The organism is Romboutsia sp., from assembly GCF_051659545.1.
Taxonomy (GTDB): Bacteria; Bacillota; Clostridia; order Peptostreptococcales; family Peptostreptococcaceae; genus JBOFOR01.
In genome coordinates, this window is sequence record NZ_JBOFOR010000312.1 from 15,690 (window position 1) to 30,020 (window position 14,331).

Below are 14,331 nucleotides of genomic sequence, written 5' to 3' on the forward strand. Positions count from 1 at the left end.
TTATTAGATTAACTAATATTTTTTATATTATTGAGCTGTAACTTCTTTGCCGCAAGCACAATCTTCACAAGTTTCATAAACAGAACTCTTATCGAAATAATGAGTATGAAGATATTTGTGAGCAGTTTCTCCGTATGGTTGACCTAAGAACTCATCATATAGAGCAACTATAGCAGGGTTCTTATGAGACTTACGAAGTTCTTTATTGTTATCTATATTATATAATCCAGCAGCTCTTTTCTTAACTATATCGTAGTCACCTTTATGATAAGGTTGACCTCCACCAGCTACACATCCACCAGGGCAAGCCATGATTTCTATTATATGATATTTAGAGTTACCAGCAGCAACTTCATCCATAACTTTTCTAGCGTTACCTAAACTACTTGCTATGCAAGCGTTTATTATTGTTCCATCTATATCTATACTAGCTTCTTTAATTCCTTCCATACCTCTTACTTGAGTAAAGTTAACATCAGCTAAATCTTTGTCAGTTACCCACTCGTAAGCTGTACGAAGAGCAGCTTCTAGAACTCCACCTGTAGCACCAAATATATCAGCAGCACCAGTAGATTCTCCTAAAGGACTATCAAAAGACTCATCCTGAAGAATAGCTAAATCTATACCAGCTTCCTTAATCATCTTAGCAAGTTCTCTAGTAGTTATAGCTATATCAACATCAAGAACTTCTTCCTGACCTAATTCACTTCTAGCAGCTTCATACTTCTTAGCAACACAAGGCATTACTGAAACTACAAGCATATCCTTAGGCTCCACATTTATTACCTTAGGTCCAAAGTAGTTTTTAGCTATAGCACCAAACATTTCTTGAGGTGACTTACAACTTGATGGAAGATTTAATAGTTGAGGATAATTTCCTTCAACAAAGTTTACCCATGCAGGACAACAACTTGTTAATATTGGAAGATTATGTCCTTCTTTAAGTCTGTGTAAGAACTCAGAAGCTTCTTCTAATATTGTAAGGTCAGCTGCATAGTTTGTATCAAATACATATTTAAATCCAAGAGCTTTTAGAGCAGCTACCATTTTTCCAGTAGATATAGAACCCGCTTCTAAACCGAATTCTTCTCCTAGAGCAACTCTTACTGCTGGAGCAACTTGAACTACTACAGTTTTTTCTTTTTGACTTAAAGCGTCCCATACCACAGGTACATTATTAACTTCTGTTAAAGCACCAGTTGGGCAAACTGCTATACACTGTCCGCAGAAAGTACATTCTGTTTCACATAAGTCAGTATTAAAGAAAGTACCAACTTCAGTATTAAATCCACGGCCTACTCCAGATAAAACGCCTACAGTTTGAACATCATTACACATAGTTTCACATCTTCTACATAATATACACTTGTCATGATCTTTAACTATAGACTTAGTAGAATTATCTGTTGGAGCAGTAGATTGAGCTCCTTTATATCTTATATTTCTTATACCTAATTCAGTAGCTATATCTTGTAATTCGCATTCTCCGCTCTTTTCACAAAGTAAGCAGTCTTGCGGATGGTCAGATAATAATAGTTCAACAACATTTTTACGAGCTTTTAAAGCTTGAGCTGTGTTAGTTTGAACATCCATACCTTCCTTAACAAGAGTACCACAAGCAGGAACTAATCCTCTACCAGCGCTTACCATACATACACGGCAAGATGCACATTGGTTAACCATGTTTATCTCATCCATATGTAGGTGACAAAGATTAGGTATTTTAACATTTGCTTCTTTAGCTGCATTTAATATAGTAGTACCTTTAGGCACTGCTACAGATTTACCATTTATAGTTAAGTTAACTAAACTCATCAATATCCCCCCTAAACCAAATTATTGTTTGATTATAGCATTCAACTTACAAGCGTCCATACAAGCACCACATTTTAGACACGTAGAAACATCTATTGCATGTTTTTCTTTTAGAGTACCAGTTATACACCCAGCAGGGCATACTTTAGTACACTTAGTACATCCCTTACATGCATCAGTTATAACGTAATCTAATAGAGATTGACATTTACCAGCAGGACATTTTTTATCAACAACGTGAGCTAAATACTCATCATAGAAGTTATTAAGAGTACTTAAAACTGGGTTAGGAGCACATTTTCCAAGTCCGCATAGAGAAGTAGTTTTTATAGTTGTAGCTAATTCTTTTAAGTCTGCTAAGTCTTGTACAGTTCCTTTTCCTTCAGTTATTTTTTCAAGCATTTCTAATAGTCTCTTGTTTCCTATACGGCAAGGAGTACATTTACCACAAGATTCTTCAACAGTAAACTCAAGGAAGAATTTACATATATTTACCATACAATCAGAATCATCAAGAACAAGCATACCACCAGAACCCATCATAGATCCTACAGAAGCTAATGATTTGAAATCTATAGCAGTATCTAGATTATTAGAAGCTAAACATCCACCAGATGGTCCACCAGTTTGAACAGCTTTGAACTCTCTTCCTTCAGGTATACCCCCACCTATTTCAAATACTATTTCTCTTAAAGTAGTTCCCATTGGAACTTCAACAAGTCCAACGTTGTTTATTTTTCCACCAAGAGCAAAAACTTTAGTTCCTGGAGAATCTTCAGTACCATACTCAGTAAACCAAGAAGCACCCTCATTGATTATTGCTGGTATGTTAGCAAAAGTTTCAACGTTATTTAAACAAGTAGGAGAATCCCAAAGACCACGTTTAGAAGCACTGAAAGTCTTCATTCTAGGTTCTCCACGTTTACCTTCTATAGAGTTTATTAAGGCAGTACCTTCACCACAAACGAAAGCTCCAGCACCGTATTTTAATTCTATATCAAAGTTAAATCCAGTTCCCATTATATCATTTCCAAGTAATCCAACTTCTTTAGCTTGATTTATAGCAGTTTTTAATCTTTCTATAGCTAGAGGATATTCAGCTCTTATATAAATATATCCAGTATCAGCACCTATAGCGTATCCGCATAGAGCCATAGCTTCTAATACGCTGTGAGGATCACCTTCAAGTATAGATCTATCCATAAATGCACCTGGGTCACCTTCATCGGCATTACATACAACATACTTATTTCCAGGAGGAGTTTGAGCAGTAGATTCCCATTTGATACCTGTAGGGAAACCAGCTCCACCTCTACCTCTTAATCCAGAAGCTTTAATTTCTTCTATAACTTTTTCTGGAGATGATTCAGTTAAGCATGAACCCAAAGCAACATAACCTTTACAACCTATGTATTCATTTATATTTTCAGGATTGATGTGACCACAGTTTCTAAGAGCAACACGAGACTGTTTTTTGTAGAAAGACATATCATCATGCTTTTCTACTTTTTTGTGATCAAGAGCAGGTTCTTCGAATAATAATCTTTCAATAACTGTATTATTAACAAGGTGTGATTGAACTATTTCTTCTGCGTCATCAGGTGTAACCGTAACATAGAAAACGTTATCAGGAAAAACTTTAGCTATAGGTCCTTTTGCACAGAATCCGAAGCAACCAGTTAAGTGTACTTCAGCATCAACGCCAGCTTTCTCTATTTCAGTTCTTAAGTTTTCAATTATTAGTAAACTGTCTGCCGATGTACATCCAGTACCTCCACAAACTAGAATTTCTCTTTTAGTAAGGTTATCCTTGCTATGATTTTCTCTCATATCAAGAGCAGGTTTGTACTCTGCAACTAAACCTTTTAATTCATCAAATGACTTTATCTTACTCATTATTCATCCCCCCCTTTAGCAACTTAATTCTAATTCTCTGTAATTATCTAGTATTTTGCTAACTCCATCAAGTTTAACCTGACCGTAAACTTTACTATTTACAACAACAACTGGAGCAAGTCCACAAGCACCTACACATCTTAGACCTTCAAGAGTAAATCTAAGATCTTCAGTAGTTTCTCCAGCTTTAATTCCAAGTTCTTTTTCAAATTGAGCAAGTATTTTATCAGCACCCTTAACGAAGCATACAGTACCTAAGCACACACTGATTTTAAATTCTCCTCTTGGCTCAGTTGTAAAATAAGAATAGAAACTAACAACTCCATAAACCTTAGAAGGTGATAAATCCAACTTCTTAGATATGTGAAGTTGTACTTCCTTAGGTAGATAACCAAAGATTCCTTGAGCATGGTGAAGTACTTGAATTAAAGCACCATGTGTAGTTGGAAGAGAATCGATGAAATTATCTAATTCATCAAATAACTGCTTATTGCGTGAAACAAAATCGCACATACAAATCCCCCTTTTAAATTAAAGTTAATATTTAAAAAATTAACTGGCTATAAAAATCCTTTTATAATTATATAATGATAAGGATGATAGTGAAAAAGGATTAAAATAAGACACAATGAGTTTTTGAGAATAGACAAAAGTTGATTAAAATTGTAGATTGGATTTAAATTGAATGACTAATTATATTATAGTATAAAAAAATATAAAAAAGTTACTAAAATATTAAAAATATTAAAAAAACTCATATGATATTTTTATATTTTGAAAAAAAAATTTATAATAAAAAAACAACCCGTATAAATAAAATTATATTTATGCGGATTATTTTTTATTATAATATAGGTGAAAGAAGTCTTGAAATAGACTCTTTAATTTTTGTACTAGTTGATCTAGAGTTATACATTTCAAGAGTAATTTCTTTAGATTTAATCATATCTTTTTCAAAGATAATTCTTTGCTGTCTCGAAATATCTGAAGCATAGATGAAAGCATTAACTTCAAAATTAAGCTCAAAGCTTCTAATATCCATATTAGCTGTACCAATAGAACAAATAGAGTCATCTATGACTATAGTTTTTGCGTGTAAAAATCCATTTTCATCGTAGTTGTAAAGCTTAGCGCCATATTTTAGTAATTCTCCTGCATATGATGATGAAGCCCAATATACAAATGGATGATCTGGCTTAGAGGGTACCATAATTCTAACGTCTACACCTGAAAAACAAGCTATTTTCAATGTTTCAGTAAGAGTTTTATCTAAGATAAAGTAGGGACTTTGTATATACACGTATTTTTTAGCTTTTTGTATCATTTTAATGTATCCAAATTTTATTTCATCTAAGTCAGTAATGTCAGGACCGCTAGAGACTATTTGAATACCAGTATTCGAAGATGATGTTGAACCTTCAGATTTAGATAAGCAATTTTCATTAAAGTAAATACTAAAATCTAAATCTTCTTTGGTAGTGTATCTCCAGTCCAAAAGAAACACTATATTAAGGTCCATTACACTATCGCCAATAAGTTTTAAATGAGTATCTCTCCAATTTCCAAATTTAGAATTTTTACCTAAATATTCATCTCCAACATTATTACCACCGATAAAACCAGTTTTACCATCAATAACAACTATTTTACGATGATTTCTATAGTTTAAGTTAAAGTTTATTAATTTCATAAAAGAAGGGAAGAATGCACCTACTTTTACTCCACCTTTTTTTAACTTTAAGATAGATTTATCAGTTAGTAATCTACTACCTACAGCATCATATAAAAGTCGAACTTCAACACCCTCTCTAGCTTTTTCTAAAAGAACATCAATTATTTTATTTCCAATATCATCATCTTTAAAGATATAAAATTGTATATTTATATAATATTTAGCCTTTTTAAGCTCAGATAAAAGGTTGCTAAAAAATTCTTCACCATTATCATAAATTTTAATATCGTTATTAGTAGTAAGATTTGCAAAGTTAGAATTAGCTAAAGAATAAATCATATCTCTATGATCCATTAAGTTTGGATCAAAACTATCTTTACATTGCAATTTATTATAAGTGCTTAAGATGTTATCTTTTATTATTTTATCCTCGGTTTCTTTTATTTTAAACATATTATCTTTTGAGATTCCACGACCAAAGGCTATGTACATCACAAATCCTAATGGAGGAACCGTGCTAAGTATAAGAATCCATGCTACCGTAGTTTCTATATTTCGCTTTTCTCTAAATATTAGGTTGATGATTACCAAGAAGTTAAAAATATATATTAATGTAACTAAAATTTCATACCAAGACTCTTTAAGAAAATTCATATAACTCTAATACCTCCTCATCTATATACGTTAATTATTCTGTACAGATTAATATATATATTATACTATAAATTTACAATTATAAGTAAATGGAAACACTAGAAAAAGATTAAGTTGTAGAACAAGATAAAAAATAGTTAAATAATACCTAGAGTTAGTATAAGAATAAATATAAAAATCGTGCTTAAAATAAGTATAAGCACGATTTTTTATATTTTACTAATTAAGCAATTTTGTTTATATCTTCTGAGGTTTCGTCTTTATTAACGTATAAGAAGTAGTAAGCACCAGCAACGAATACTGCACCACCTATTATATTACCTATAGTAACAGGTATTAAATTATCTACAAATATACTTGGTATATTTATAGAAGCAGCATCTGCAGCAGTTTTGTGAGCAGCTTCTAAGAAAGCTGGATTAGTTTTATTGAATAAACCTGCAAATAAGTATGCCATATTTGCAACACTATGCTCGAATCCAGTACATACAAATAAGAATATACCGAAGAATCCAGCCAATAATTTACCAGTAACATCTTTTGCAGCATAAGTCATCCATACTGTAGCACAAACTATCCAGTTACATAATATACCAGAAGCTATTGCAGCAGTCCAAGTGAATCCTAGTTTACCTATAGCGTTTTTAACAATAACACCACCATATAATCCATTACTCCAGTCAAACACACCTGATAAACTAACTAACCATGCTACTAAAACAGCACCTATTAAATTTCCAGTCCAGACTAAAGCCCAGTTTTTAGCAGCCTGTCCCCAAGTTACCTTTTTCTTTAGTGCAGCTAAAGTAACAAGTATATTACCAGTGAATAAGTCAGCACCAGCTATTAAAACAAACATAAGTCCAGCAGGGAACATAAGTCCAGCAACCATTTTACCTAATCCATAAGTTTCTGGGTTTGCTAATAAGTTATAAGCTGCACCAACTGACCCTAAAGCACCGAATGCTATATAAGCACCAGCTAGGAATGCAGAAGCTAAAACTTTTTTACTTGGAGTTGTAGCTTTTTTGATACCAGTTTTAATCGTATACTCAGCTATTTCAGCTGGAGTAAGCATTTTTTTATCTGCCATTTTAAAATCCTCCTTAAAAATAAAAATTAATATAAACATAAAAAAATCATATTAAAGCACTAATATGATTTTAGTTTTCTAAATTTTCAACATTAGTAATTATACAATAAAAAAAAAAAAATGTATACATTAAACATAAAAGTTAAATTAAAGATATATAAGTAAAAAATACAAAAAGATAACAATGGACAGGAAAACGGTGCTATAATATTTTTGAAAAGTTATTTATATTTAATAGGGGGTGGCTTTATGGACAAAAGATTCTTGACACCCGGGGAAATAGCGAATGCTATAGTAAATGTAAATGCAAAAAGAGGAGATTTAGCAACAGTTCCTTGTATTTTGCTAGGAATAATGGCAGGTATATTTATAGGTTTAGGAGGATTAGGTAATATTTTAGTAACGCAAACTCTTGCCAATATAGACCCAGGTCTAGCTAAATTGGCAGGAGCAGCGGTATTCCCTGTTGGACTTATGTTAGTTGTGATGTGTGGAGCAGAACTATTTACAGGAAACAACTTAATGACGCTTGCAGTAGTAGAGAAAAAGACAACTATGGCAAAAATGTTTAAAAACTGGATATTTGTATACATAGCAAACTTTATAGGTTCTCTTTTGCTAGTTCTAGTTATTTATTATGGAGGGACCATAGCTGGAGACGCGGCTACTAAATCAATTGGTATTGCAGAAGCTAAAGTATCATTGACTTTTTCACAAGCTTTTTTAAGAGCAATACTTTGTAACTTTATAGTTGTACTTGCAGTGTGGATGGCAACAGGGGCACAAGATATTGTATCTAAAATATTTGCATGCTGGTTCCCTATAATGCTATTTGTTTTATGTGGATTTGAGCATAGTGTTGCAAACATGTTCTTTATACCAATGGGTATGGCTTTAGGAGCTAAAGTTACTATAGCTCAACTTATAGGTAACTTAATACCTGTAACACTAGGAAATATAGTTGGTGGAGGAATTATAGTACCATCTATGTATTACATGGCCTATTTGAAAAAAAGACCAGAAAAAAGCAAAGCATAAAAATTAAATAAAATATAAAAAAAGCGTTGATATTGTAATATTAACGCTTTTTTTTATATGTTTAAAGCCTTTATATATTGTTATTTTTTTTTTAATACATTATTATATTAATTATATAAAATTAATATAGTATAAATATGTGAATTATATATGTGTGAATAAATAATGTATTCGAGGAGGAAACTTAATGAATAAGCAATATATATATGAAAAATTATTAAATATAATAGATGAAGAAAATGTAAAATTAGATGAACCTATGAAAAAGCATATCTCTTTTAGAGTTGGAGGTCCTGCTGACATATTAGTTAAGCCTAAAACAGAAGAACAGTTAAAAGAAGTTATTAAGTTAGTTATAAATGAAAATGTTCCATATCTTGTAATAGGAAATGGTTCTAATATTTTAATTAAAGATGGTGGTATAAGAGGGGTAGTAATAGAAATATCAGACAACTTTAATGAATTTAAAATAGAAGGAAATAAAGTTAAGGTTCAGGCAGGAGCATTACTTTCAGTTGTAGGAAAAACAGTTTTAAGAGCAAATCTAAAAGGATTTGAATTTGCGGCAGGTATACCTGGAACTTTAGGTGGAGCATTAGCAATGAACGCAGGTGCCTATGGTGGCGAAATGAAAGATATAGTAAAAATGGTAAGGTTGATGGATACTAAAGGGAATATATTTGAATATACAAATGAACAAATGGAATTTGGATATAGAAAAAGTATACTTTCAAGAAATGACTATATAGTAATATCAACAGAAATAGAACTTGAAGAAGGTAATTATGATGAAATAAAAGCTACAATGGCAGATTTCACTCAAAGAAGAATTACAAAGCAACCATTAAGCTTACCTAGTGCAGGAAGTACATTTAAAAGACCAGTAGGTCAATTTGCTGGAAAATTAATAGAAGATAGCGGACTTAGAGGTTTAACTTTAAGAGGAGCGCAAGTGTCAGAAAAACACTGTGGATTTGTAGTTAATATAGGAAATGCTAAAGCTAAAGATCTTTTAGATTTAATGTATGTAGTAAAAAGTACTGTAAATGCTAAATTTGGGGTAATGCTTGAGGAAGAAGTTAAAATACTTGGAGAGGATTAATAAATGCAAATATTAGCTGACTATCATACTCACACTAAATACAGTCATGGAATAGGTACTATAGAAGAAAATGTAAAAGTAGCTATTTCTAAAGGTATAAAAACTATTGGAATATCTGATCATGGTTATAAACATATGTCATATGGTATAAAAATCAAAGATATTTATAAGATGAGAGAAGAAATTGATAAACTAAAGCTTAAGTATACTAATATAGACATTTTGTTAGGAATGGAATGCAATATATTAGATGATAATGGTAAAATAGATATAAATGAAGAAATTATTAAAGTAGTAGACTATGTTATGGCAGGTTATCATTTTGGGTCTACGCCAAACTCTATAAGGGGAGCCTTAAACCACTGTGATAACTATATAATAAAAAGTAGAAAATCTAAAGAATACAATACAAAAGCTATAATAAATGCAATGAATAAAAATAATATATTTATAATAACTCATCCTGGTGATAAAGGAGATGTTTATATAGAAGATATTGCAAAAGTAGCTAAAGAAACTAATACTAGGTTAGAAATAAATAGTAGTCATGGTTTTTTAAATGTAGAGCAACTAAACAAGATAAAGCATATTAAGAACACTTTTGTTATAGGTTCGGATGCACATAAACCTGAAAATGTAGGTAATTTTGCCTTAGCTATGAAAATCGTAAGAGAAGCTAATCTAGATTTATCATTGATAGAAAATATTAAAAATATAGATTAAGAGGGGGAGTTAACATGAAATTCGTAATAGTTACAGGTCTTTCGGGATCAGGAAAAAGTGAGACAATGAGAGCTTTAGAGGACATGGGTTTTTACTGTGTGGATAACTTACCTCCAGCCCTGATAACTAAGTTTGCAGAATTGTGTTATCAACCTAATTCTAGTATTGATAAAGTTGCATTAGGAATAGATATAAGAGGAAGAAAATTCTTTGAAGTTCTTCATGAAAGTTTAAATTATTTACAAAAAGAAAATTATAAGTATGAAATTTTATACTTAGACTGCTCGGATGATGTACTATTAAAAAGATACAAAATGACAAGAAGAAATCATCCTTTATCTAGAAACATACAAATACCAGAAGGTATAAAAATGGAAAGAGAGATAATGGAGCCTTTAAAGGACAGAGCAGATTGTATAATAGATACAACTAATATGAAGCCAAAAGATTTACAGGAAGAAATAGAAAAAATATACTCTGAGGGTGAGGAGAATTCTAAACTTACTATATCTATTGTTTCCTTTGGATTTAAACATGGAATACCGGCTGATTGCGACTTAGTCTTTGATGTAAGATTTTTACCAAATCCATATTATGCAGAAGAACTAAGACCAAAAACTGGTGATGATGAAGATGTAAGAACTTATGTAATGAATTCTAAAATTAGTGAAGAATTTTATGGTAAACTTAGTGATATGATACAATTTTTAATTCCTCAGTATATAGAAGAAGGAAAACAACACCTAGTAATAGGTATAGGATGTACAGGGGGAAGACACAGATCTGTAACTATATCTAACTTAATATATGATGAATTAACTAATAAAGGATATAGAGTAGTCAAAAAACATAGAGACTCTATGTTACGATAATTCCTATATTGAATAATATGGAGGAAAAAATGACAAATGCACTTATTATTATAGGGATGCTTGGATGGGTTTCATTAGCAATATCTCTATATTTATATAAGAAGATGGAAAAAGAAAAAAATCAATCATTACGTGCAAAAAGTAAAGAGTATTTAGGCCCTAAGGTAGTAGTAATTGGAGGGGGAACTGGTCAATCAGTTTTTCTTAGAGGGCTTAAGCATTTTTCAAGAAATATTACTGCTGTAGTAACTGTTGCAGATGATGGTGGAGGTTCAGGTATTTTAAGAGAAGATCTAGGAATGTTACCTCCAGGGGATATAAGAAACTGCCTACTAGCTCTTGCTAATATAGAACCTACGATGAGTGAAGTTATGCAGTATAGATTTACAGAAGGAGCATTAAAAGGCCAAAGCTTTGGAAATTTATTTTTAGCAGCAATGAATGGTTTATATGGAAATTTTGAGATTGCCGTATATAAGATGAGTGAAATATTTGCTATAACAGGGAGAGTTTTACCTGTAACATTAGAGGATATTAATTTAACTGCTCGATTAAATAATGGAAATATTGTAAAAGGTGAATCTAGAATACCAAAAGAAGTAAAAAAACAAAAAAGCCTTATAGATAGAGTATACTTAGACCCGATAGATGTAAAACCTTTGGATGAAGTAATAAACTCTATTAATGATGCAGATGTAATTATTATGGGACCAGGGAGTTTATACACTAGCATAATACCTAATTTATTGGTAGAAGGTGTAGTAGATGCAATAAAGAGCTCTAATGCTCCTAAAGTATACATAACTAATATAATGACCCAGCCAGGAGAAACAGATAATCACGATGTATTAGAACATGTTAATGCTATAGTTAAACATACTAATGAGAATTTAATAGACTATGTAATAGTTAACAATGAAGTTTTACCAGCAGAAATGCTTTCTAGATATGAAAAAGATGGTGCTAAGCAAGTCTTAATAGATAAGTATCAGAGAGAACAACTAAAAGAAATGGGGGCAAAAACTATAGAGCACAATTTAATTGAGGTAAAAAACAATTATATTAGACATGATGCAAAATGTATTTCTGATATAGTAGTTAATTTGGCACTAAGTCATAAAAATGACAAAAGTAAGTAAAAAAGGATTTTAAATATTTATGTAGAAATCCTTATTATTATGTTAGTTTTAAGGAGTGAACATCTATGAGAGAAGAGGTTAGTGCCGGTGGTGTAGTACTGTTTGGCAATGCTATACTTTTGCTAAGAAAATTCAATGGAGATTGGGTTTTACCAAAGGGAAAAGTAGAAGAAGGAGAGAATAGGCAAGAAGCTGCACTTAGAGAAGTGTTAGAGGAAACAGGAGTAAAGGCTGATATATTAAAATATTTGGGAGAAATACATTATACTTTTAAAGAGAACTGGGATGAAAACAGAGCAGTTCATAAAACTGTTTTTTGGTATTTAATGCAAGCGAGAAGCATGGATACTGTACCACAAAAAGAAGAAGGATTTATTGATGCTAAGTTTATACACTTAGATAGAGTTGTAGATTTAGCAAAGTATGATGACGAAAAAGAAATAATAAAAGTAGCTTTGCAAGAGATAAAAAAAAGGTTAAAAAAGAACTAGTTAATAGGTGATGAATATGTCTTTTTCAGCTGAAACAAAAAATGAAATGTCTAGAATAATGTCAGATAATCATTGTTGTAATGTAACTGAATTAGCAGCTTTAGTTAGATTAGCAGGAAGTATACAAATTGTAGGTTATAGGAAGCTAAACCTTAAGATAATAACAGAATTAAATTCTACTGCTCGTAAGATATTCAAGTTACTAAAACAAAATTTTGGAATTAATACAACTATTTCAGTAAACAAGAATCAAATGCTTAAAAGAAATAATAGCTATGTTCTTATGGTTACAAGTGAAATGGGCGCTGAAAAACTATTAAAGGATTTAGGCATATTAGCTCCAGGAGATGGATTTTACACTTTAAATAAAGTTCCAACTGAGCTTATACAACACGATGAATGTGTTAGAGCATTTATAAGAGGAGCATTTCTTGGAGGAGGGTCAATAAGTGATCCAGGCAAGAATTATCATTTAGAGTTTGTAACAAATAACGAAGATTTTGCAGAGTCTTTAAAAGATCTTATAAATTCGTTAGGTTTTAATTGTAAGATAGTAGCTAGAAAAAATAATTATGTGGTATATCTAAAGGAAAGTGAGCAAATATCAGACTTACTGAGTATAATAGGAGCTCATCAGGCTCTTCTAAGCTTACAAAATACTAAGATTGTAAAAGCAGTAAGAAATAATGTTAATCGTATAGTTAACTGTGAAACTGCCAATCTATCTAAAACTGTTAACGCTTCTGTCAGACAAGTTGAGAATATCAATTTTATACAAAGGACAGCAGGTATAAGTAGTTTACCGGAAAATTTACAAGAGATAGCAACCCTTAGGGTAGAGTATGAAGATTTAACATTAAAGGAACTTGGAGAAATGTTAAATCCACCTATAGGAAAATCAGGCGTAAATCACAGACTACGAAAAATAGAAGAAATAGCTAATAAATTAAAAGGAAATCAAACATAAATGGAGGGTATATTTTATATAGCCTCCTATTTATATACCCCGCGAGGGGAAAAGGATATATAAATAGGGAATTGTAGGATGTAAAATACTTTTGACATGTTGAAAATAGGCAATATCAAAGGCTTTTGATGGTGAGAATTGATTTGAGGTTATAGACTAATAGTGCAGGAGGTCGTTGTATGGAGATTGGAAAACAAATAAAAAAATATAGAAATGAAATGGAGCTTTCACAGGATGAGTTGGCTGGGAAGATATTTGTTTCTCGTCAAACTATTTCAAATTGGGAAAATAATAAAAACTACCCTGATGTGAAAAGCTTATTATTGTTAAGCTCTCTTTTTAATGTATCTCTTGACATATTAATTAAAGGAGACCTTGAAGAAATGAAAGAAAAAATCAAAATAGAAGATATTGATATGTTTAAATATGATAGCAATATCTTTAGTACGCTATTAATATGTACTATGGTACTACCTATTCCACTTAAACGATTTATGGGGGATATTGGGTTTGTAATTTGGGCTTTAATTTTTATAGCATCGGCATATTATGCCATTAGAGTTGAAAAACATAAAAAGAATTTTAATATTCAAACCTATCGAGAAATTATTGCATTTTTAGATGGTAAAAATATGGATGAAGTTGAAAAGAATCAGGAGTATGGGAAACGACCATATCAGAAGTTTTTGCTAGCAGTAGGTGCGGGTTTATTGACGATAGTAGTAACAGTAATTATGGGATGTATATTATTATAAAATCTTAGAATTGAAACTGTACATGAAATAGAGGTAATCTTTTCGTGTACAGTTTTTACTTTTATTAGTGATTTTTGTAAATAAGTTAAGTATTTTATAGTTAGAAATCTTATA

General features: G+C 31.3%; 13 protein-coding genes. 8 read left to right on the plus strand and 5 right to left on the minus strand.

Translation table 11 applies throughout. The features are described 5' to 3' along the window. Nucleotides 1-27: 27 nt before the first annotated feature. The 5 genes from ACRC03_RS18590 to ACRC03_RS18610 all read right to left on the minus strand — a co-directional run bounded on the left by ACRC03_RS18590 (nt 28) and on the right by ACRC03_RS18610 (nt 7,130). The gene (locus tag ACRC03_RS18590; RefSeq protein ID WP_438654101.1) at nt 28-1,815 is read right to left on the minus strand and encodes an NADH-dependent [FeFe] hydrogenase, group A6; all 1,788 of its coding nucleotides are present in this window, start codon (nt 1,813-1,815) and stop codon (nt 28-30) included. A gap of 21 nt (nt 1,816-1,836) precedes the next feature. Beyond that, on the minus strand, nt 1,837-3,711 hold the full coding sequence (locus tag ACRC03_RS18595; protein WP_438654102.1) for an NADH-ubiquinone oxidoreductase-F iron-sulfur binding region domain-containing protein: 1,875 nt from the start codon (nt 3,709-3,711) through the stop codon (nt 1,837-1,839). Nucleotides 3,712-3,726: 15 nt separating this feature from the next. Then, nucleotides 3,727-4,224 carry an NADH-quinone oxidoreductase subunit NuoE family protein gene (locus ACRC03_RS18600; protein ID WP_438654103.1) on the minus strand — a complete coding sequence of 166 codons (498 nt, stop codon included), beginning with the start codon at nt 4,222-4,224 and terminating at the stop codon, nt 3,727-3,729. 331 nt (nt 4,225-4,555) lie between these two features. Beyond that, complete coding sequence (cls, locus tag ACRC03_RS18605; protein ID WP_438654104.1) at nt 4,556-6,037, minus strand: cardiolipin synthase; 1,482 nt, start codon at nt 6,035-6,037, stop codon at nt 4,556-4,558. A 223-nt stretch (nt 6,038-6,260) separates the two neighbouring features. Continuing rightward, nucleotides 6,261-7,130, minus strand: coding sequence for a formate/nitrite transporter family protein (locus ACRC03_RS18610; protein ID WP_438654105.1), 870 nt, complete (start codon nt 7,128-7,130; stop codon nt 6,261-6,263). Between the two features lie 249 nt (nt 7,131-7,379). Between ACRC03_RS18610 and ACRC03_RS18615 the strand changes: the two genes are divergently transcribed. The 8 genes from ACRC03_RS18615 to ACRC03_RS18650 all read left to right on the plus strand — a co-directional run bounded on the left by ACRC03_RS18615 (nt 7,380) and on the right by ACRC03_RS18650 (nt 14,217). Continuing rightward, nucleotides 7,380-8,168 carry a formate/nitrite transporter family protein gene (locus ACRC03_RS18615; protein WP_438654106.1) on the plus strand — a complete coding sequence of 263 codons (789 nt, stop codon included), beginning with the start codon at nt 7,380-7,382 and terminating at the stop codon, nt 8,166-8,168. A gap of 187 nt (nt 8,169-8,355) precedes the next feature. Next, a complete protein-coding gene (murB, locus tag ACRC03_RS18620) occupies nt 8,356-9,270 on the plus strand; it encodes a UDP-N-acetylmuramate dehydrogenase (RefSeq protein ID WP_438654107.1) in 915 nt (304 codons plus the stop codon). 3 nt (nt 9,271-9,273) lie between these two features. After that, nucleotides 9,274-9,993 carry a PHP domain-containing protein gene (locus ACRC03_RS18625; protein WP_438654108.1) on the plus strand — a complete coding sequence of 240 codons (720 nt, stop codon included), beginning with the start codon at nt 9,274-9,276 and terminating at the stop codon, nt 9,991-9,993. 14 nt (nt 9,994-10,007) lie between these two features. Further along, complete coding sequence (gene rapZ / locus ACRC03_RS18630) at nt 10,008-10,865, plus strand: RNase adapter RapZ (RefSeq protein WP_438654109.1); 858 nt, start codon at nt 10,008-10,010, stop codon at nt 10,863-10,865. Between the two features lie 29 nt (nt 10,866-10,894). Then, complete coding sequence (locus ACRC03_RS18635; RefSeq protein ID WP_438654110.1) at nt 10,895-12,004, plus strand: gluconeogenesis factor YvcK family protein; 1,110 nt, start codon at nt 10,895-10,897, stop codon at nt 12,002-12,004. A 65-nt stretch (nt 12,005-12,069) separates the two neighbouring features. After that, nucleotides 12,070-12,495, plus strand: a complete 426-nt coding sequence (locus ACRC03_RS18640; RefSeq protein ID WP_438654111.1) for an NUDIX hydrolase — start codon at nt 12,070-12,072, stop codon at nt 12,493-12,495. A gap of 16 nt (nt 12,496-12,511) precedes the next feature. Then, complete coding sequence (whiA, locus tag ACRC03_RS18645; protein ID WP_438654112.1) at nt 12,512-13,462, plus strand: DNA-binding protein WhiA; 951 nt, start codon at nt 12,512-12,514, stop codon at nt 13,460-13,462. A gap of 179 nt (nt 13,463-13,641) precedes the next feature. Continuing rightward, a complete protein-coding gene (locus tag ACRC03_RS18650; protein WP_438654113.1) occupies nt 13,642-14,217 on the plus strand; it encodes a helix-turn-helix domain-containing protein in 576 nt (191 codons plus the stop codon). The last annotated feature ends 114 nt before the right edge of the window (nt 14,218-14,331 follow it).

What these genes read in the sequence shown, in the direction of transcription:
- ACRC03_RS18590 (WP_438654101.1), bottom strand. Translation starts at nt 1,815, where the DNA reads ATGAGTTTAGTTAACTTAACTATAAATGGTAAATCTGTAGCAGTGCCT.
- ACRC03_RS18595 (WP_438654102.1), bottom strand. Translation starts at nt 3,711, where the DNA reads ATGAGTAAGATAAAGTCATTTGATGAATTAAAAGGTTTAGTTGCAGAG.
- ACRC03_RS18600 (WP_438654103.1), bottom strand. Translation starts at nt 4,224, where the DNA reads ATGTGCGATTTTGTTTCACGCAATAAGCAGTTATTTGATGAATTAGAT.
- cls (WP_438654104.1), bottom strand. Translation starts at nt 6,037, where the DNA reads ATGAATTTTCTTAAAGAGTCTTGGTATGAAATTTTAGTTACATTAATA.
- ACRC03_RS18610 (WP_438654105.1), bottom strand. Translation starts at nt 7,130, where the DNA reads ATGGCAGATAAAAAAATGCTTACTCCAGCTGAAATAGCTGAGTATACG.
- ACRC03_RS18615 (WP_438654106.1), top strand. Translation starts at nt 7,380, where the DNA reads ATGGACAAAAGATTCTTGACACCCGGGGAAATAGCGAATGCTATAGTA.
- murB (WP_438654107.1), top strand. Translation starts at nt 8,356, where the DNA reads ATGAATAAGCAATATATATATGAAAAATTATTAAATATAATAGATGAA.
- ACRC03_RS18625 (WP_438654108.1), top strand. Translation starts at nt 9,274, where the DNA reads ATGCAAATATTAGCTGACTATCATACTCACACTAAATACAGTCATGGA.
- rapZ (WP_438654109.1), top strand. Translation starts at nt 10,008, where the DNA reads ATGAAATTCGTAATAGTTACAGGTCTTTCGGGATCAGGAAAAAGTGAG.
- ACRC03_RS18635 (WP_438654110.1), top strand. Translation starts at nt 10,895, where the DNA reads ATGACAAATGCACTTATTATTATAGGGATGCTTGGATGGGTTTCATTA.
- ACRC03_RS18640 (WP_438654111.1), top strand. Translation starts at nt 12,070, where the DNA reads ATGAGAGAAGAGGTTAGTGCCGGTGGTGTAGTACTGTTTGGCAATGCT.
- whiA (WP_438654112.1), top strand. Translation starts at nt 12,512, where the DNA reads ATGTCTTTTTCAGCTGAAACAAAAAATGAAATGTCTAGAATAATGTCA.
- ACRC03_RS18650 (WP_438654113.1), top strand. Translation starts at nt 13,642, where the DNA reads ATGGAGATTGGAAAACAAATAAAAAAATATAGAAATGAAATGGAGCTT.